The sequence below is a fragment of the Pseudomonas sp. B21-048 genome (assembly GCF_024748615.1).
Classification (GTDB): domain Bacteria; phylum Pseudomonadota; class Gammaproteobacteria; order Pseudomonadales; family Pseudomonadaceae; genus Aquipseudomonas.
The window spans coordinates 2,461,772-2,479,018 of the sequence record NZ_CP087168.1; the positions used below are offsets into that span (position 1 = coordinate 2,461,772).

Genomic DNA, 17,247 nt, shown 5'->3' on the forward strand with positions numbered 1-17,247 from the left:
GCCTTCGGCAGCGCCTACGCGGAACGCGGTGCTTCAACAGGCGGGGTGCCGTCGTGAAACATCGTCTTCAGTTGAGCACGCAACTCGGGTGAGTCGGTGTGCTTGTGAACACTGACCGCATGTTGTGCGGCGGCCTCAAGCAACTCGTTTTCAGAGTCTGCGGACAGCGCGACCGAGCATTTTGCATCGCTCGGAAACTCGCGGCAGTCGATGTATTTACGCGCCATGATCTTCTCCTCCTTACGACGAAGGCAGGCTGTTGCCTGCGTGAACGATTGCTCGATGCGTCATCCGCTAAATCAAATACGATTGCCGGTCGCATCGAGTGCCAACGCTTAAAGTATAGGCCCGCCGTAAGACCCATCGTGGCAGGTTTGCAACGACTCAGTCGGGTCGATGTTCGCCTGAAATCGTGGCCTGTCTTTTTTATGCAACACACAGGGGTGTTTTCTTCAATACGTCGCTCAGGTACCTCATTACCTTGAAGCCTGGTTCAACTGAATTGAAGGATGTATGCAATGAGTCTGATTGTTTCCATGGCCGCGTTTGCGTTGGCGGCGTCGATTACACCGGGACCGGTGAATATTGTGGCGTTGAGCTCTGGCGCACAGTTCGGCTTTCGCGCCAGTCAGCGGCATGTGGCCGGGGCGACCTTGGGGTTCGTTCTGCTGTTGGTGCTGATGGGGTTGGGTTTACATGAGGTGTTGCAGCGCTGGCCGGCGCTGACGCGGGGGGTGCAATGGGCGGGGGTGGCGTTTCTGTTGTTCATGGCTTTCAAATTGGCCACTGACAACGGGCAGCTCGATGCCAAGGAGTCAGGCCGGGCGCCGTCGATGCTGTACGGCGCGGTGATGCAATGGCTCAATCCGAAAGCCTGGTTGGCCTGTGTGGCGGGGATGGGCGCGTTTGTCGCCGATGGTGAGGCGCGGTTGGTGTGGCAGTTTGCCGCGGTTTACCTTGTGATCTGCTATGTGTCGGTGGGTTGCTGGGCGTATGCCGGGACGTTTTTGCGCGGCTATCTGAGCAATCCTGCGGGCATGCGCTTGTTCAATCGGATCATGGCGTTGCTGCTGGCGGTGAGTGCGGTGTATTTGCTGTTGCCGTAGACGAGAGTGTCAGACTTTTTGTGGTGAGGGAGTTTGGGTCGCTTTAGTTAGCCGCGATACTGCCCCGGTGTCGCCGCCAGATGTTGTTTGAACGCGCGCTGAAAATGCGCTTGGTCGGCAAACCCGGCCTCCAGCGCCACATCGGCGATCAACCTGCCGCTGCGCAGTCGATCCCGGGCGAACTGGATGCGCCGGTTGACCAGAAACGCATGGGGCGTCATGCCGTAATGCTGCTTGAAGGCACGGATCAGGTACGACGGCGACAGTTGTGCCGCCTCGCAAATGTCTTCGAGTTTGAGCATCTGCGTGCAGTTATCGCGGATATAGTCGGCGGCCCGCTCCAGCTTGAAATTGGGCTCGCGCAGCGGTTGATCGATGGGGTTGAGCCGCTGTTGCACCTCGGTGAAAAACTCCACCGCCGCGCTGTGCTTGCGCAGCACGTCTTGTAGTGGGTCGACCAGCACTTCGTACAAGTTCTTCAGACCGGCAAACAGCTCAAGGTCACGATTGTGGGTGACGGAAAAACGGCGAAACGCCGAGTCCTGGCTGAAGCCGAGCTGATGCTGTAAATCGGTCAGCCAGGGCGTTTCGACGTACAGCATCAGATACGACCAGGGCTGGTCGTCGATCGGATTGCAGGCATGCACATCGCCGGGGTTCATCAACACCACGGTGCCGGCGCTGACCTGATAGTGCGCTTGCTCGTGGATATAGGTGCTGCGCCCGGCGGTAATCGCGCCAATGGAGAAATGTGCGTGGGAGTGCCGGCTGTAGCAAACCTCGCGCCCGTCGGCGATGGAACGGGCTTCGATGAAGGGCAGGGCGTCGTCGCGCCAGAAGCGCGGGGCTTTGTCAGCATCGTTGGCAACGGCGTGCTTCATCCTGGAGTCCTCGGCAGTTCAGCGTTGGAGTGTATTAGCTCTCGCCATCAAAGGCTCGTTGTAGCGTGGCGATGTCGGTTTTTTCATTTGCAGCGTCGCCACCATGGCGCGCCGGGATTTGGCTGTGCCGGGGGGCTTTCATCATGTCCATCAGTGCCACGGGCATGATTTGCCCCGACACGTCGAACGTGTCCTTGAGCCAGCGCCCACTACGGAACGGGGGCGATGGCGACCGGTGGTCGATGAACATGGCTTGTGGGTCAAATTGCGCTTAGCTGTAGGGATAACCCAAGGCGCGCGTGACCGCCTGCAAAAAATAGCGGTGTCGTGGCTCAGAACACCGTGAGTCTGAGGAAACCCGCATGCTGACCCTGAACATTAATGGCAAGGACCAGGAACTGGATGTCCCCGCGGACATGCCATTGCTCTGGGTGCTGCGCGATGTCGCGCACCTGACGGGCACCAAATTCGGTTGCGGCATGGCCCAGTGTGGTGCCTGCACCGTACACGTTGACGGCGCGCCGCTGCGCTCTTGCATCACGCCCGCCACGGCGGTGGCCCACGGGCAGAAAATTCTCACCATCGAGGGTTTGTCCGCCGATGGCTCGCACCCGGTCCAGCAAGCCTGGGCCGAACTCGACGTGGTCCAGTGCGGTTATTGCCAGTCGGGGCAGATCATGTCGGCGGCCGCGTTGCTGGCGAAGATCCCCAAACCCACCGACAGCGACATCGACCAGGCGCTGTCCGGCAACATCTGCCGCTGCGGCACCTACCCAAGAATCCGCGCCGCGGTCAAACGCGCCGCCGAGATCGGTTGATACCACGTCGAAGGGAGCTGACCCATGAACAGAATCAACCCTGTCTCGCGTCGCGGTTTTCTCAAGGGCAGTGCAGTGCTGGGCGGCGGTCTGGTGGTGGCGTTTGTCATCCCGGGTGCCAATCGTTTTGCCTTCGCGGCCGAGAATCAAGGAAACGTCTTCGCCCCCAATGCCTTTTTACGCATTGGCAACGACAACAGTATCACCGTGCTGCTCGGCCATTCGGAAATGGGCCAAGGCATCTGGACCGGCCTGACCATGTTGATCGCTGAAGAGCTGGACGCCGACTGGTCGAAAATCCGCGTCGAACATGCGCCGGCCTCGGCGGCCGATTATGGCCTGCCGGCGTTTGGCGGGATGCAGATCACCGGCGGTTCGACGTCGACCTGGATGGAGTTCGACCGCTATCGCCAGGCCGGAGCGGCAGCACGCTTGATGCTGATCGAAGCGGCGGCCAAGCGATTCGACGTGGCGCCTTCGCAGATCCGCACCGAATCGGGCGTGGTCATTGCCGGCGACAAGCGCGCCACTTACGGCGAATTGGCGGATGACGCCGGCAAGTTGCCGGTGCCGGATCCGGCCTCGATCAAGTTCAAGGAAGCCAAAGACTGGAAGGTCATCGGCAAACCCACCAAACGCCTCGACACCCCGGAGAAAATCACCGGCTGCGCCAAGTTCGGCATGGACGTGCAATTCGATGGGCTCATGACGGCAATGGTCGCTCGGCCACCGGTGTTCGGCGGCAGCGTCAAATCCTTCGAAGGCGCCGAGGCGCTGGCGGTGCCGGGGGTGCACAAAGTGGTGCAGGTGCCCACGGGTGTTGCGGTGATTGCCGATCATTATTGGGCGGCGAAGTTGGGGCGTGATGCGCTGAAGGTCGAATGGGACCTGGGGCCAAACGCCGGGCTCGACAGTCAACAGCTGCTGGAAAGCTTTCGTAAACTCGCCGCCACGCCCGGCACTTCCGCCAGTAAGGCTGGGGATGCGACGGCGACCCTAGGCAAAGCAGCGAAGACGATTGAAGCCGAATACAGCGTGCCATACCTCGCTCACGCACCGATGGAGCCGCTCAATTGCACGGTGAAAATCACCAAGGACAAATGCGAAATCTGGACCGGCACGCAGTTTCAGACGCTGGATCAGATGATCGCGGGGAAGATCACCGGGCTCAAACCCGAACAGGTCGAGATCCACACCCAATTCCTCGGTGGCGGTTTCGGACGTCGGGCCAATCCGACCTCGGATTTTGTCAGCGAAGCCGTGTATGTCGCCAAGGCAGCGGGCGGGCCGGTGAAAACCGTCTGGGCTCGAGAGGATGATATTCGCGGCGGTTACTACCGCTCGGCGTTCCTGCATCAGGCGCGCATCGGTCTGGGTGCCGACGGCATGCCAATGGCCTGGAAGCATGTGCTGGTCGGGCAGTCGATCCTGACGGGCACGTCGTTCGCGGCGACCATGGTCAAGGATGGCGTCGACAAAACCTCCGTCGAAGGCGTGGCCGACAGCCCCTATCTTGAGGGGCTGGCCAACCACCAGGTCGAACTGCATTCACCACAAACCGGCATCAGTGTGCTGTGGCTGCGGTCGGTGGGGCACACCCACACGGCATTCGTCATGGAGTCGTTGATCGATGAACTGGCAGACGCCGCCGGCAAGGATCCGGTGGAATACCGACGCGCCTTGCTCAAGGCGCATCCGCGGCATCTGGGCGTGCTGAATCTGGCCGTGGAGAAAGCCAACTGGAAGGCGCCATTGCCGGACGGTCATGCATTGGGCGTGGCGGTGCACGAGTCCTTCGGCAGTTACGTCGCCCAGGTCGCCGAGGTCTCGCAGGACAACCTGGCGATTCGTGTGCACCGGGTGGTATGTGCGGTGGATTGCGGCATTGCGGTCAACCCGCAGAGCATCGCCGCGCAGATGGAATCGGGTATCACCTTCGGTCTGGGATTTACCTTACACAGCAAACTGACGTTCAAGAACGGTCAGGTGGAGCAGTCCAATTATCACGACTATCAGGTCCTGCGCCTGAACGAGATGCCGGTGGTCGAGGTGCACATTGTCCCCAGCAGCGACAAGCCCGGTGGCATCGGCGAGGTTGGTGTACCTCCGGTGGCGCCGGCCGTGGCGAATGCGGTGTTTGCATTGACCGGGCAGCGTCTGCGGGAACTGCCGTTGCAACTGTCGGGGGTGTGAGATGAGACGGCCTGTATTTTGGGGCGCGGTGATGCTGATCGGCCTGGGTGGCTATGCCTTCGACCTGTTCGCTGATGATAAAGAGGCGGTGAAGGCGTTCGATACGGTGCAGAAGGTGTTCCAAAGCCCGCGTTGTCAGAACTGCCATATCCCTGGTGATTCGCCGTTGCAGTTCGATGCTGGTATCCCTCATGCAATGAATGTGGTTCGCGGAATGGACGGCAAGGGCGCAGCCGGTTTGCCGTGTGCTACATGTCACGCCGAAAGCAATCCGCCGGCCACTTATGGCCCCCATGCGCCACCCGGAGCGCCGCATTGGAGCCTGCCACCGGCCGCGCACAAAATGGCCTGGATCGGTCTGCCGGCTGACAAGCTGTGCGCGATGATCAAGGACCGTTCCAGCAATGGCGACCGTGATTTTGCGGCGCTGATCAAGCACGTCAGCGACGATAAGCTGGTGCTTTGGGGCTGGCATCCAGGTGAGGGGCGGGCGCCGGTGCCGGTGCCTCACGACATCTTTGTCACCCAGTTCAAGCTCTGGGCGGAGGCTGGCGGGCCTTGTCCGGTGGCGGGTAGCTGACCAGCGGCGCGTTTATAGGGAGTCAAACCAGGTGTGAACGACTCTAACGTTCATACCCATCAAAGGAGTGAGTGATGTTAACCCCAGGCAAACCGTTCAAACCCGGCGCTGGCGCAGATGCCTTGCGTACGCCCAATGTCCTCGACAGCGCAGTGCAGGATCGCGATGTACTGCGCGACTTGGCGCGCAAGGCCGAACAAGCGCTGATGGGCGTGCAGATGGCGAGCATGGATGAACTGACGCTGCTCCCCAATCGTCATGGCTTCGAGGCTTTGGCCCGGTTGGGGCTGGAGGCCTGTCTAGCGTTGGGCAAACCCGCGACGCTGCTGTTTTTCGACCTTGATGACTTCAAGCGCATCAACCGTCTGTACGGTCGCGCCGAGGGCGACAATGCCCTGAAAACCTTCGCCGATGTGCTACGCATCGCCTTTCGCGAAAGCGATGTGATTGGCCGGCTCGGCAGCGATGAGTTCGCCGCCTTGTTGACCGGCGCCGACGCCGTGGAAGTTGCCGCGATCAGAGTGCGCCTCGAAGAAATACTCGATGAGCGTAATGCCACGGTGCATCGTGGCTATGACATTCGCTTCAGTGTCGGGCAGATCGAGTTTGATTCTCGGCTACACCAGACGGCGGAAGGCTTGCTGGCTTTGGCTGATAAGGCGCTGTGCGCCCGGGAATTCGATGTTCGTCATTGTTGAATGGCATCTTGCAAGACCGCTGCAATGTGCTCGGCTGTTCGCAACAGCCGAGCATCGTCTCTGAACCTCCCGATTATCTGTAACCCTAGAGGCAACATGGCTTGGCCGCGCATCAGCGGGATATTCACCTGCGGCCAGCCAAATGCGCCCCAGAACTTGATGAAATCCGACGGTCCGGTGCTTTCCAGCCCTACCGGCGCGACCATCCCGCAACTGGCGCCGAGCATGGCATCGAAAGGTTGGCAAAGCTCATTCAAGCGCGGGGCAAGAGTGGCCAGGCGCGCCTTGGCAGCGGATTCCTGTTCCCACGTTGTCGCCGCCGCTCGCTCGAACATGGCCAGTGTCGAAGGGCTCAATTGTGCCCGGTGTCGTTGAAATTCCTTCGCCAGTGAGCGGGCACCTTCGCAATCGTTAATTAACTGATGATCGTCGAACACCCCGGCAAACTCATCCGGCAGTTGCACTTCGCTCACGTGATGGCCGGCGCTACGCAACTGATCCACTACCTGTTCCAGAGCGCGGGCCACTTCGGGGTCCACTTGATCCCAGCGTGATGTGCGGCAGAAACCCAATTGCCGCGGACGCTGTTCGACCTCAGGTATCAGGAAGCCGGGAATCAACACGCGTGCCACGAGGTGCAGATCGCGCACTGATCGTCCATACCAACCCACCGTGTCGAAGCTCGGCGCCAGCGGTTTTACACCTTCCAGCGATACCAGGCCCAACGACGGCTTGAAGGCGAAGAGGCCGCAGTAGGACGCCGGCTTGAGCAACGAGCCAGCGGTCTGGGTGCCCAGCGCCAAAGCAAAGAAACCCGCCGCCATCCCGGCTGCCGAACCCGCGCTGGAGCTGCCCGGCGTGCGAGCGAGGTCGTGGGGATTGCGGGTCGGGCCGGTGTGCATATACGCAAACTCGGTGGTGTGGGTCTTGCCCATGATCAGCGCTCCGGCCTGGCGCAGCAGCGTCACCACGTGGGCGTCCCGGGAGGGTTGATGGCCGCTATAAATGGGCGAATGGAATTGCGTCGGATAATCAGCGGTGTCGAAGATGTCCTTGATGCCGACGGGAACGCCGGCCAACAGACCTAGGCCGTTGTTTTGCGCCGCATCGGCGCGAACCTGTCGGGCGTCGAATGAGACGAAAGCCTGGATATCCGGTTCCAGCGTCTGAATGCACTCAAGAAAGTGCTCGGCGATAGCCGCGGCGCTCGTCTTGCCATTGACCGCCGCTTCACTGAGGGCGGTGGCATCAAGGGTAGGGCCGATCATTTAGCGAACAACTGATCGATATTCTTGAACGCCTTGAACTCCAGGGCGTTGCCGCAGGGGTCGAAGAGAAACATCGTCGCTTGTTCGCCCACCAATCCCTGAAAGCGGATACCCGGTTCGATCACGAAGCGAGTGCCAAGGGCTTTCAAACGCTCGGCCAGCGTCTCCCATTCCTTCATCCCCAATACCACACCGAAATGCGGCACCGGCACGTCGTGGCCATCCACGGCGTTGGTATGGGCGGCTTCCTGAGAAGCGTTTTTCGGTGCCAGATGAATCACCAGTTGATGGCCGAAAAAGTTGAAATCGACCCAGTGATCGCTGGAGCGACCTTCTTCCAGGCCGAACACTTCGCCATAGAAACGCCGGGTGGCGGCCAAATCGTAAACCGGAATAGCCAAGTGAAAAGGGGACAGCTGCATTGGACGTGCCTCAACGGGTTGGAGTTGAGACTGAGTTTAATCCTGTGTTTTTTGATTGAAAGACGATAGTTTTTGCGTCGAGCTCAAATTATTTCGATCAATTGGGGAGCCACATGCTGCGAGAACTGAAAACCTTCATTGCCGTGACCCGTCATGGGACGTTCGCCGCGGCAGGCATGCACATCGGCCTGACCCAGTCGGCGGTCAGCGCGCAGATCCGTAACCTCGAACAGGCATTGGGCATTCGCCTGTTCGATCGCACCGGCCGGCAGGCGACGCTTAATGCGGCGGGACAACGGGCGTTGCCGATGGCTCGGGAGATTCTTGAGACCTTCAGCCGCATGGCAATCAGTGACGACGTCGGCGAGTTTCGGGGCGAATTGAAGATCGGCGCGGTGGCCACCGTGCAGACCGGGTTGTTGCCGCGAGCGCTGTTGCGCCTCAGGCAGCAGGCGCCGTTGCTGGAAGCGAAACTGATGCCGGGGGTATCCCTGAACCTGTTGAGTCAGGTGGACACCGGCGAAGTGGACTTGGCGATTCTGATCAAGCCGCCTTTTGAATTGCCCAAGGAATTGTCGGCGCAAATCATCCGTCGGGAACCGTTTGTGCTGATCGTGCCGGCAGATCTTGAGGGCGACGACCCGCTGTTGTTACTCGCCAATCACCCTCACGTACGTTACGACCGCAATTCGTTCGGTGGGCGCTTGGTGACTCGCTTTTTGCGTGAGCAGCAAATTGATGTGCAGGTGGCTCTGGAGCTGGATGAGCTGGAAGCTATCGTCAAAATGGTTGAGTACGGGCTGGGTGTTTCTTTGCTGCCCGAGGCCGGACTGTGGCTTGAGCATGGGGCGAAAGTGCGGACCATCTCGTTGGGTGAGCTGACGTTTTACCGGGAGATCGTGCTGTTGCAGCGTTATAGCCAGCGCTCACAGCCGATCCAGCAGTTGTTTGCGCGGTGTTTGTTGTAAGGATCAAAAGATCGCAGCCATAAAAAACCCGCCAATCGGCGGGTTTCTTCATGGCTAACCGAAGATCACTCTTCGATGTTGCCCATGGCGGTGGTGTTGAAGCCGCCGTCTACGTACATGATTTCGCCGCTGATGCCGGACGCCAGGTCCGAGCACAGGAAGGCGCCGGCGTTGCCGACTTCGTCGATGGTGACGTTACGACGCAGCGGGGTTTGCGCTTCGTTGGCGGCCAGCATTTTGCGGAAGTTCTTGATGCCGGAAGCGGCGAGGGTGCGGATCGGGCCGGCCGATACGCAGTTGACGCGGGTGCCGTCCGGGCCCAGGGAGCCGGCCAGGTAACGCACGCCCGCTTCCAGCGAGGCCTTGGCCATGCCCATCACGTTGTAGTTCGGCATGGTGCGCTCGGCACCCAGGTACGACAGGGTCAGCAGGCTGCCATTGCGGCCTTTCATCATTTCGCGGCCAGCCTTGGCCAGGGCCACGAAGCTGTAGGCGCTGATGTCGTGAGCGATGCGGAAACCTTCACGGGTGGTGGCTTCGGTGAAGTCGCCGTCCAGTTGGTCGCCCGGGGCGAAGCCGACGGAGTGCACGATGCAGTCCAGGCCGTCCCACTTCTTGCTCAACGCTTCGAAGACCTTGGCGATTTCTTCATCGCTGGCCACGTCGCACGGGAAGCACAGCTCAGGGCTCGAACCCCAGCCTTGTGCGAACTCTTCGACACGACCCTTGAGTTTGTCGTTCTGATAAGTGAAGGCAAGTTCAGCGCCCTCGCGATGCATGGCGGCAGCGATGCCGGATGCGATGGACAGCTTGCTGGCGACACCGACGATCAGTACGCGCTTACCGGCGAGAAAACCCATGTGTTGCTCCTCTCTTTCAGGTTATTGCGCAGTGGCTGGTACCAGAAAAGCGGCTTCCAGCAACTGCTGTGTATACGGATGTTGGGGGGCGGCAAAGATACTTTGCGCGTCTCCCTGTTCGACCACTTGGCCATGCTTGACCACCATCAGTTGGTGGCTCAGCGCTTTGACGACAGCCAGGTCATGGCTGATAAACAGATACGTCAGGTTGTACTTGGTTTGCAGTGAACGCAGCAGCTCCACCACTTGGCGTTGTACGGTGCGGTCGAGGGCCGAAGTCGGCTCGTCCAGCAGAATCAACGCCGGTTTTAGCACTAATGCCCGGGCAATGGCGATTCTCTGCCGCTGCCCACCGGAAAATTCGTGGGGGTAGCGGTGCCGGGTTTCCGGGTCCAGACCTACCTCCTTGAGTGCCGCAATAATCGCTTGTTCCTGTGCTGCCTCAGTGCCCATCTTGTGGATCCGCAGGCCTTCGCCGACGATCTGGCTCACGCACATCCGTGGGCTCAGGCTGCCGAAGGGGTCCTGGAACACCACCTGCATTTCCCTTCGCAGCGGCCGAATTTCGTGCTGCGTCAGGCAGTCTAGCTGCTTGCCTTCAAAACGGATGGTGCCTTTGCTACCGATCAGCCGCAAAATCGCCAGGCCGAGCGTCGACTTGCCGGAACCGCTTTCTCCCACAATCCCCAGGGTTTGGCCCTGGGGCAGGCTGAAATTAATCCCGTCGACCGCTTTGATATGGTCCACGGTCTTTTTCAGAAAGCCTTTCTTGATCGGGAACCACACTTTCAAGTCCTCGACCTGCAGCAACGGCGGGCCAATCACATTGGTTGCCGGCTTGCCGCTGGGCTCCGCTGCCAGCAGTTCCCGCGTGTACGGATGCTGCGGCGCGCGGAACAATTCTTCGCACGATGCCTGTTCGACGATGCAACCGCGCTGCATGACACATACGCGATGCGCAATTCTTCGCACAAGGTTCAAATCATGACTGATCAGTAATAACGCCATGCCCAGACGGGCCTGCAATTCCTTGAGCAGTTCGAGGATTTTCAGCTGAACAGTCACGTCCAGCGCCGTGGTTGGTTCGTCGGCGATCAGCAATTCCGGCTCATTGGCCAGGGCCATCGCGATCATCACCCGCTGACGCTGACCACCGGACAATTCGTGGGGCAAGGCCTTGAGGCGCTTCTGCGGCTCGGGGATGCCGACCATTTCCAGCAGTTCCAGCGTGCGCTTGGTCGCCACTTTGCCGATCAGGCCTTTGTGGATGCCCAATACCTCGTTGATCTGCTTCTCGATCGAATGCAGCGGATTGAGCGAGGTCATTGGCTCTTGAAAAATCATCGCAATCCGGTTGCCGCGGATGTGGCGGATGGTTTTCTCTTTGAGGTCCAGCAGGTTCTGGTCGGAATAGGTAATGGTGCCGGACGGGTGCCGTGCCAGCGGGTAGGGCAGCAGGCGCAGGATCGAGTGGGCGGTCACCGATTTGCCGGAGCCGCTTTCACCCACCAAGGCCAGGGTTTCGCCACGCTTGATGTCGAAGCTGACGCCCTCGACCACCCGCTGAACGCGCTTGCCAACGACAAACTCGACAGCCAGGTCGCGCACTTCGATCAGATTGTCCTGATTCATTTCACTTCCTCGGGTCGAAGGCATCGCGAGCGGACTCGCCGATGAACACCAGCAGACTCAACATCAATGCCAGCACCGCAAACGCACTCATGCCCAGCCACGGCGCTTGCAGGTTGGATTTGCCCTGAGCCACCAGCTCACCCAGGGATGGCGCGCCTGGCGGCAGGCCGAAGCCGAGGAAATCCAGGGCGGTCAGCGTACCGATGGCGCCGGTCAGGATAAACGGCATGAAAGTCATGGTCGAGACCATGGCGTTGGGCAGGATGTGGCGGAACATGATCGCACCATTGCGCATGCCCAGCGCCCGGGCCGCGCGCACGTATTCCAGGTTGCGCCCGCGCAGGAACTCGGCGCGCACCACATCCACCAGGCTCATCCACGAGAACAGCAGCATGATCCCCAACAGCCACCAGAAGTTCGGCTGCACGAAACTGGCCAGAATGATCAGCAAATACAGGACTGGCAACCCGGACCATATCTCCAGAAAACGCTGCCCGGCCAGATCGACCCAGCCGCCATAAAAGCCCTGCAAGGCCCCGGCGATCACGCCGATGATCGAGCTGAGGAGGGTCAGCGTCAAAGCGAACAGCACCGAAATCCGGAAGCCGTAAATCACCCGGGCCAGTACATCGCGACCCTGGTCGTCGGTGCCCAGCAGGTTATCGGCCGAAGGCGGCGCAGGGGCCGGGACTTTCAGGTCGTAGTTGATGCTTTGGTAGCTGTAGGGAATCGGCGCCCACAAGACCCAAGCGTCCTTGGCCTTGAGCAATTCGCGGATGTACGGGCTCTTGTAGTTGGCTTCCAGCGGGAATTCGCCGCCGAACGCGGTTTCCGGGTAGCGCTTGAGTGCCGGGAAGTACCAGGCGTTGTCGTAGTGCACCACCAGCGGTTTGTCGTTGGCGATCAGCTCGGCGCCGAGACTGGCGCCGAACAAAATCAGGAACAGCCACAGCGACCACCAGCCACGCTTGTTGGCCTTGAACAGCTCGAAACGTCGGCGATTGAGAGGGGACAGGTTCATCTCAATGCTCCCGGCTTTCGAAGTCGATGCGCGGATCGACAAAGGTGTACGTGAGGTCGCCGATCAGCTTCACCACCAACCCCAGCAGGGTGAAGATGAACAGGGTGCCGAACACCACCGGGTAGTCACGGTTGATCGCCGCTTCGAAACTCATCAGGCCCATGCCGTCGAGGGAGAAAATCACTTCGACCAGCAACGAGCCGGTGAAGAAGATCCCGATAAATGCCGAAGGGAACCCGGCGATCACCAACAGCATGGCGTTGCGAAACACATGGCCGTAGAGCACGCGGTGGCGAGTCAGGCCCTTGGCCTTGGCGGTGACCACGTATTGCTTGTTGATTTCGTCGAGGAAGCTGTTTTTGGTCAGCAGCGTCATGGTCGCGAAGTTGCCAATCACCAATGCGGTCACCGGCAGCGCCAGGTGCCAGAAGTAATCGAGGACCTTGCCGCCGGTGCTGAGCTCGTCGAAGTTGTTCGAGGTCAGGCCCCGTAGCGGGAACCAATCGAAATAGCTGCCGCCGGCGAACACCACAATCAGCAGAATGGCGAACAGGAACGCCGGGATCGCGTAACCGACGATGATCGCCGAACTGGTCCAGACGTCGAAATGGCTGCCGTGTCGCGTCGCCTTGGCGATTCCCAGCGGGATCGACACCAGGTACATGATCAACGTGCTCCACAACCCGAGGGAGATCGACACCGGCAGCTTTTCCTTGATCAGATCGATGACCTTGGCGTCGCGGAAAAAGCTGTCGCCGAAATCCAGGGTGGCGTAGTTCTTGATCATGATCCACAAACGTTCCGGCGCCGATTTGTCGAAGCCGTACATGTGTTCGATTTCCTTGACCAGCGCCGGGTCCAGGCCTTGGGCGCCGCGATAGGCCGAGCCTGCCACCGAGACTTCGGCACCGCCGCCGGCAATGCGGCTGGTGGCGCCTTCGAAGCCTTCGAGCTTGGCGATCATCTGTTCCACCGGCCCACCGGGCGCGGCCTGGATGATCACGAAATTGATCAGCAGAATGCCGAGTAGGGTCGGAATGATCAGCAGCAGTCGCCGAAAAATATACGCCAGCATCTGATTACTCCGTGCCCGCAGGGTCGGCTTGCCGTTTGGTTTCGATTTCTATCGCAGGTACCGCGTCGGGCTTGACCCACCAGGTATTGATGCCGATGTCATATTTGGGTGAAACCTTCGGGTGGCCGATGTGGTTCCAGTACGCCACGCGCCAGGTTTTGATGTGCCAGTTGGGGATCACGTAATAGCCCCATTGCAGCACCCGGTCCAGCGCTCGGGCGTGGGCCACCAGGCTTTGGCGCGAATCGGCGTTGATCAGTTGCTCGACCAATTGGTCCACCACCGGATCTTTCAAACCCATGGAGTTGCGGCTGCCGGGGTTGTCGGCGGCGGCAGTCATCCAGTACTCGCGCTGTTCGTTACCCGGCGAGTTCGACTGCGGGAAGCTGCCGACGATCATGTCAAAATCCCGCGAGCGCACGCGGTTGATGTATTGCGAGACGTCGACCCGACGGATCACCAGATCAATGCCCAGATCACTGAGGTTGCGCTTGAACGGCAGCAGTATCCGCTCGAACTCGGTCTGGGCCAGCAGAAACTCGAGGGTCACCGGTTTGCCGGTGGCGTCGACCATTTTGTCGTCGACGATCCGCCAGCCGGCCTCTTGCAGCAATTGATACGCCTGGCGCTGCTGAGTGCGGATCATGCCGCTGGCGTCGGTCACCGGGTTCTGGAACGCCTCGCTGAACACTTGCTCGGGGATCTTGCCGCGGAACGGGTCGAGGATCGCCAGTTGATCGGCGTCCGGCAGGCCAGTGGCGGCCATTTCCGAGTTTTCGAAAAAACTGCGGGTGCGCGCGTAGGCGCCGTTGAACAGTTGTTTGTTGGTCCATTCGAAGTCCAGCAACAGGGTCAGCGCGTGGCGCACGCGCACATCCTGAAACACCGGACGGCGCAGGTTGAACACGAAGCCTTGCATACCGGTGGGTTTGCCGTTGGGGATCTCTTCCTTGATCAGCCGACCTTCGGTCACTGCCGGAATGTTGTAGGCCTTGGCCCAGTTTTTTGCGACCGATTCCAGCCAGTAGTCGAACTGACCGGCCTTGAGCGCTTCCAGCGCGACGGTGTTGTCGCGGTAGTAGTCGGTGGTCATCACGTCGAAATTGTAGAAGCCACGATTGACCGGCAGGTCCTTGCCCCAGTAATCCTTGACCCGCTCATAGCGCACCGAACGTCCGGCCTTCACTTCGCTGACTTTGTACGGCCCACCGCCCAACGGCAGTTCCAGGTTGCCCTTGGTGAAGTCGCGGGTGGCCCACCAATGCTTGGGGAGTACCGGCAGTTGCCCGAGGATCAGCGGCAATTCGCGATTGCCGGTGTGCTTGAACTTGAACAGCACTTTGAGCGGGTCTTCGGCGACTACTTCTTCCACGTCGCTGTAATAGCCGCGGTAGAGCGGGGCGCCATCCTTGATCAGGGTCTGGAAGCTGAACACCACGTCTTCGGCGCGCACCGGGTGGCCGTCGTGGAAGCGTGCTTCGGGACGCAGGTAGAAGCGCACCCAGCTGTTGTCCGGGGCTTTTTCGATTTTGCCGGCGATCAAGCCATATTGAGTGAACGGCTCATCCAGACCCTGTTTGGCCAGGGTGTCGTAGATCATGCTGATGTCGTCGGCCGGCACGCCTTTGTTGATGAACGGGTTGAGGCTGTCGAAGCCACCGAACCCGGCCTGGCGGAAGATCCCGCCCTTGGGCGCATCGGGGTTTACGTAATCGAAATGTTTGAAATTGGCCGGATATTTCGGCGGTTCGTTGTACAGGGTCAGGGCATGTTGCGGGGCGGCGCAGGCCAGCCCGGCGAACAACAGACCGCTGGCCTGCAAGAGCAGGGCGCGTACGGGTTTCATTGATCTTTCTCCGAAGATTTCAGCCACCAAGCGCTCAGGCCCAGGGTATAGGGCGGCGTGGTGACGAAAGCGAACCGGTTGCGGTAGGCCAGGCGGTGATAATTGAGGTACCAGTTGGGAATGATGTAGTGCTGCCACAGCAGCACCCGGTCGAGCGCCTTGCCGGCGGCGACTTGTGCGTCGCGCGTCTGGGCGGCGAGCAGTTGTTCGAGTAAATGGTCGACCACCGGGTTGGCGATACCGGCGTAATTCTTGCTGCCCTTGACCCCGACCTGGCTGGAGTGGAAGTACTGCCATTGTTCCAGACCCGGGCTGAGGGTCTGGTTGAGGGTCATCAGGATCATGTCGAAATCGAACTGATCGAGGCGCTGTTTGTACTGGGCGCGATCGACCGTGCGCAGCCGTGCGTCGATGCCGATGCTGGCGAGGTTCTCGACGTAAGGCTGAAGAATGCGTTCCAGGTTCGGGTTGACCAGCAGGATCTCAAAACGCAACGGTTGGCCGATGGTGTTCTGTAGCCGCTGACCGTTGAGCTTCCAGCCGGCCTCGGCGAGTAGCTCCAGGGCCTTGCGCATGGTTTTCCGCGGAATGCCGCGCCCATCGGTCTGCGGCAGGCTGAACGGCTCGGTAAGCTGCTTGGCGGGCAACTGATCGCGATAGGGCTTGAGCAATAGCCATTCGTGACCGACCGGTAGCCCGGTGGCGGAGAATTCGCTGTTGGGGTAATAACTCATGGCGCGCTTATAGGCGCCGCTGAACAGCGTGCGGTTGGTCCACTCGAAATCGAACATCAGCCCCAGCGCTTCGCGGACCTTGGCCTCGGCGAAGGTTGGTCGCCGGGTGTTCATGAACAGGCCCTGGCTCTGGGTCGGGATCTGGTGCGCGATTTGCGCCTTGATCACATCGCCACGGCGCACGGCCGGGAAGTCGTAGCCGTTGGTCCAGTTCTTGGCCTGGTGTTCGATGTAAATGTCGAACTCGCCGGCCTTGAACGCTTCGAAAGCCACATCGCTGTCACGGTAGAACTCGACTTCCATGCGATCGACGTTGTATTTGCCGCGATTGACCGGCAGGTCCTTGCCCCAATAATCCTTGACCCGCTCGAAGACGATCTGCCGCCCCGGCGTTACCGAGGTGATGCGATATGGCCCGCTGCCCAATGGCGGCTCGAAGGTGGTGACCTTGAAGTCGCGACCTTCCCAGTAATGCTGGGACAACACCGGCAACTCGCCCAGGCGCAGGATCAGCAGCGGATTGCCAGCGCGTTTGAAGACGAAACGGATGCGCCTTGGGTTGAGGATATCCACCCGCGACACTTCCTGAAGGTTGGTGCGGTATTGCGGGTGACCTTCCTTGAGCAGCAAACGGTAAGAGAACGCCACATCGTAAGCGGTGATCGGCGTGCCATCGTGGAAACGCGCTTCGGGGCGCAGGTTGAACACCACCCAGCTGCGGTCTTCGCTGTATTCCACCGATTGGGCAATCAGGCCATAACTGGAAGTCGGCTCATCGCCAGACGGCGCGTATTGGCCGGTGCCGACCATCAACGGTTCATTGAGTTCGTTGATGCCGTATTGCAGGAAGTTGGGGGTAGAAACCGGGCTCGAGCCTTTGAAGGTGTATGGGTTGAGCGTATCGAAGGTGCCAAACGCCATCACCCGCAACGTACCGCCCTTGGGCGCTAGCGGGTTGACCCAGTCGAAGTGGGTAAATCTGGCCGGGTACTTGAGCGTGCCGAACTGCGCATAACCATGGCTTTCGCTGATCGTCGCGCTGGCGGGGGAGCTCAAGGCCAGGCTGATCAGGAGCAGGAGGAGGGGACGCTTCAAGTCAGAGATCCGATCCAGGCGGCTTGGGCTTTGTGGGCCGTACAGTAACA

At 60.1% G+C, this 17,247-nt stretch carries 16 protein-coding genes and 1 pseudogene; 6 read left to right on the forward strand and 11 right to left on the reverse strand.

The annotated features are described in order from the left end of the window. Positions 1–14: 14 nt before the first annotated feature. Complete coding sequence (locus tag LOY56_RS11555) at positions 15–227, reverse strand: DUF1059 domain-containing protein (protein ID WP_192410688.1); 213 nt, start codon at positions 225–227, stop codon at positions 15–17. 291 nt (positions 228–518) lie between these two features. On the opposite strand from LOY56_RS11555, the gene LOY56_RS11560 reads away from it, so the two are divergent. Further along, complete coding sequence (locus LOY56_RS11560; protein ID WP_258621883.1) at positions 519–1,106, forward strand: LysE family translocator; 588 nt, start codon at positions 519–521, stop codon at positions 1,104–1,106. A gap of 47 nt (positions 1,107–1,153) precedes the next feature. On the opposite strand, the gene LOY56_RS11565 is transcribed toward LOY56_RS11560, so the two are convergent. Then, entirely contained in the window at positions 1,154–1,987 is an 834-nt protein-coding gene (locus tag LOY56_RS11565) for an AraC family transcriptional regulator (protein WP_258621885.1), read from the reverse strand. Positions 1,988–2,021: 34 nt separating this feature from the next. After that, a pseudogene (locus LOY56_RS11570) lies at positions 2,022–2,192 on the reverse strand (VOC family protein); the annotation flags it as partial. A gap of 157 nt (positions 2,193–2,349) precedes the next feature. Here LOY56_RS11570 and LOY56_RS11575 point away from each other — a divergent pair. The 4 genes from LOY56_RS11575 (at position 2,350) to LOY56_RS11590 (ending at position 6,276) form a co-directional block, all read left to right on the forward strand. After that, positions 2,350–2,805 (forward strand): (2Fe-2S)-binding protein, encoded by a 456-nt coding sequence (locus tag LOY56_RS11575; protein WP_007906916.1) that lies wholly within the window; start codon positions 2,350–2,352, stop codon positions 2,803–2,805. A gap of 24 nt (positions 2,806–2,829) precedes the next feature. Continuing rightward, positions 2,830–4,998: a xanthine dehydrogenase family protein molybdopterin-binding subunit gene (locus LOY56_RS11580; protein ID WP_258621887.1), complete on the forward strand. Its 2,169-nt coding sequence runs from the start codon at positions 2,830–2,832 to the stop codon at positions 4,996–4,998. Between the two features lies 1 nt (position 4,999). Beyond that, positions 5,000–5,578 carry a hypothetical protein gene (locus LOY56_RS11585; protein ID WP_258621888.1) on the forward strand — a complete coding sequence of 193 codons (579 nt, stop codon included), beginning with the start codon at positions 5,000–5,002 and terminating at the stop codon, positions 5,576–5,578. A 74-nt stretch (positions 5,579–5,652) separates the two neighbouring features. Continuing rightward, positions 5,653–6,276, forward strand: a complete 624-nt coding sequence (locus tag LOY56_RS11590; protein WP_258621890.1) for a GGDEF domain-containing protein — start codon at positions 5,653–5,655, stop codon at positions 6,274–6,276. Here LOY56_RS11590 and LOY56_RS11595 read toward each other — a convergent pair. Beyond that, a complete protein-coding gene (locus LOY56_RS11595; RefSeq protein WP_258621891.1) occupies positions 6,267–7,544 on the reverse strand; it encodes an amidase in 1,278 nt (425 codons plus the stop codon). The genes LOY56_RS11590 and LOY56_RS11595 overlap by 10 nt on opposite strands. Next, on the reverse strand, positions 7,541–7,966 hold the full coding sequence (locus LOY56_RS11600) for a VOC family protein (protein ID WP_258621893.1): 426 nt from the start codon (positions 7,964–7,966) through the stop codon (positions 7,541–7,543). Before LOY56_RS11600 ends, LOY56_RS11595 begins: the two co-directional genes overlap by 4 nt. Before the next feature lie 113 nt (positions 7,967–8,079). Between LOY56_RS11600 and LOY56_RS11605 the strand changes: the two genes are divergently transcribed. Beyond that, on the forward strand, positions 8,080–8,934 hold the full coding sequence (locus LOY56_RS11605) for a LysR family transcriptional regulator (protein ID WP_258621895.1): 855 nt from the start codon (positions 8,080–8,082) through the stop codon (positions 8,932–8,934). 65 nt (positions 8,935–8,999) lie between these two features. Here LOY56_RS11605 and fabI read toward each other — a convergent pair whose 3' ends face one another. From fabI to LOY56_RS11635, 6 genes are read right to left on the reverse strand one after another with little or no spacing between them, the layout of a single operon-like run. Continuing rightward, positions 9,000–9,794 (reverse strand): enoyl-ACP reductase FabI, encoded by a 795-nt coding sequence (gene fabI, locus LOY56_RS11610; RefSeq protein WP_007906751.1) that lies wholly within the window; start codon positions 9,792–9,794, stop codon positions 9,000–9,002. 21 nt (positions 9,795–9,815) lie between these two features. Then, on the reverse strand, positions 9,816–11,426 hold the full coding sequence (locus tag LOY56_RS11615; RefSeq protein WP_258621897.1) for an ABC transporter ATP-binding protein: 1,611 nt from the start codon (positions 11,424–11,426) through the stop codon (positions 9,816–9,818). Position 11,427: 1 nt separating this feature from the next. Further along, positions 11,428–12,447 carry an ABC transporter permease gene (locus tag LOY56_RS11620; RefSeq protein WP_205889284.1) on the reverse strand — a complete coding sequence of 340 codons (1,020 nt, stop codon included), beginning with the start codon at positions 12,445–12,447 and terminating at the stop codon, positions 11,428–11,430. 1 nt (position 12,448) lies between these two features. Continuing rightward, the gene (locus LOY56_RS11625; protein WP_258621900.1) at positions 12,449–13,522 is read right to left on the reverse strand and encodes a microcin C ABC transporter permease YejB; all 1,074 of its coding nucleotides are present in this window, start codon (positions 13,520–13,522) and stop codon (positions 12,449–12,451) included. Between the two features lie 4 nt (positions 13,523–13,526). Next, a complete protein-coding gene (locus tag LOY56_RS11630) occupies positions 13,527–15,368 on the reverse strand; it encodes an extracellular solute-binding protein (RefSeq protein WP_258621902.1) in 1,842 nt (613 codons plus the stop codon). Then, positions 15,365–17,197 carry an extracellular solute-binding protein gene (locus tag LOY56_RS11635; RefSeq protein WP_258621904.1) on the reverse strand — a complete coding sequence of 611 codons (1,833 nt, stop codon included), beginning with the start codon at positions 17,195–17,197 and terminating at the stop codon, positions 15,365–15,367. The genes LOY56_RS11630 and LOY56_RS11635 overlap by 4 nt, the downstream gene beginning before the upstream one ends. Positions 17,198–17,247: the final 50 nt, after the last annotated feature.

Coding starts and splice junctions, on each gene's coding strand:
- LOY56_RS11555 (WP_192410688.1), bottom strand. CDS start 227: ATGGCGCGTAAATACATCGACTGCCGCGAGTTTCCGAGCGATGCAAAA.
- LOY56_RS11590 (WP_258621890.1), top strand. CDS start 5,653: ATGTTAACCCCAGGCAAACCGTTCAAACCCGGCGCTGGCGCAGATGCC.
- LOY56_RS11615 (WP_258621897.1), bottom strand. CDS start 11,426: ATGAATCAGGACAATCTGATCGAAGTGCGCGACCTGGCTGTCGAGTTT.
- LOY56_RS11605 (WP_258621895.1), top strand. CDS start 8,080: ATGCTGCGAGAACTGAAAACCTTCATTGCCGTGACCCGTCATGGGACG.
- LOY56_RS11600 (WP_258621893.1), bottom strand. CDS start 7,966: ATGCAGCTGTCCCCTTTTCACTTGGCTATTCCGGTTTACGATTTGGCC.
- LOY56_RS11580 (WP_258621887.1), top strand. CDS start 2,830: ATGAACAGAATCAACCCTGTCTCGCGTCGCGGTTTTCTCAAGGGCAGT.
- LOY56_RS11565 (WP_258621885.1), bottom strand. CDS start 1,987: ATGAAGCACGCCGTTGCCAACGATGCTGACAAAGCCCCGCGCTTCTGG.
- LOY56_RS11630 (WP_258621902.1), bottom strand. CDS start 15,368: ATGAAACCCGTACGCGCCCTGCTCTTGCAGGCCAGCGGTCTGTTGTTC.
- LOY56_RS11585 (WP_258621888.1), top strand. CDS start 5,000: ATGAGACGGCCTGTATTTTGGGGCGCGGTGATGCTGATCGGCCTGGGT.
- LOY56_RS11625 (WP_258621900.1), bottom strand. CDS start 13,522: ATGCTGGCGTATATTTTTCGGCGACTGCTGCTGATCATTCCGACCCTA.
- LOY56_RS11620 (WP_205889284.1), bottom strand. CDS start 12,447: ATGAACCTGTCCCCTCTCAATCGCCGACGTTTCGAGCTGTTCAAGGCC.
- LOY56_RS11575 (WP_007906916.1), top strand. CDS start 2,350: ATGCTGACCCTGAACATTAATGGCAAGGACCAGGAACTGGATGTCCCC.
- LOY56_RS11595 (WP_258621891.1), bottom strand. CDS start 7,544: ATGATCGGCCCTACCCTTGATGCCACCGCCCTCAGTGAAGCGGCGGTC.
- fabI (WP_007906751.1), bottom strand. CDS start 9,794: ATGGGTTTTCTCGCCGGTAAGCGCGTACTGATCGTCGGTGTCGCCAGC.
- LOY56_RS11560 (WP_258621883.1), top strand. CDS start 519: ATGAGTCTGATTGTTTCCATGGCCGCGTTTGCGTTGGCGGCGTCGATT.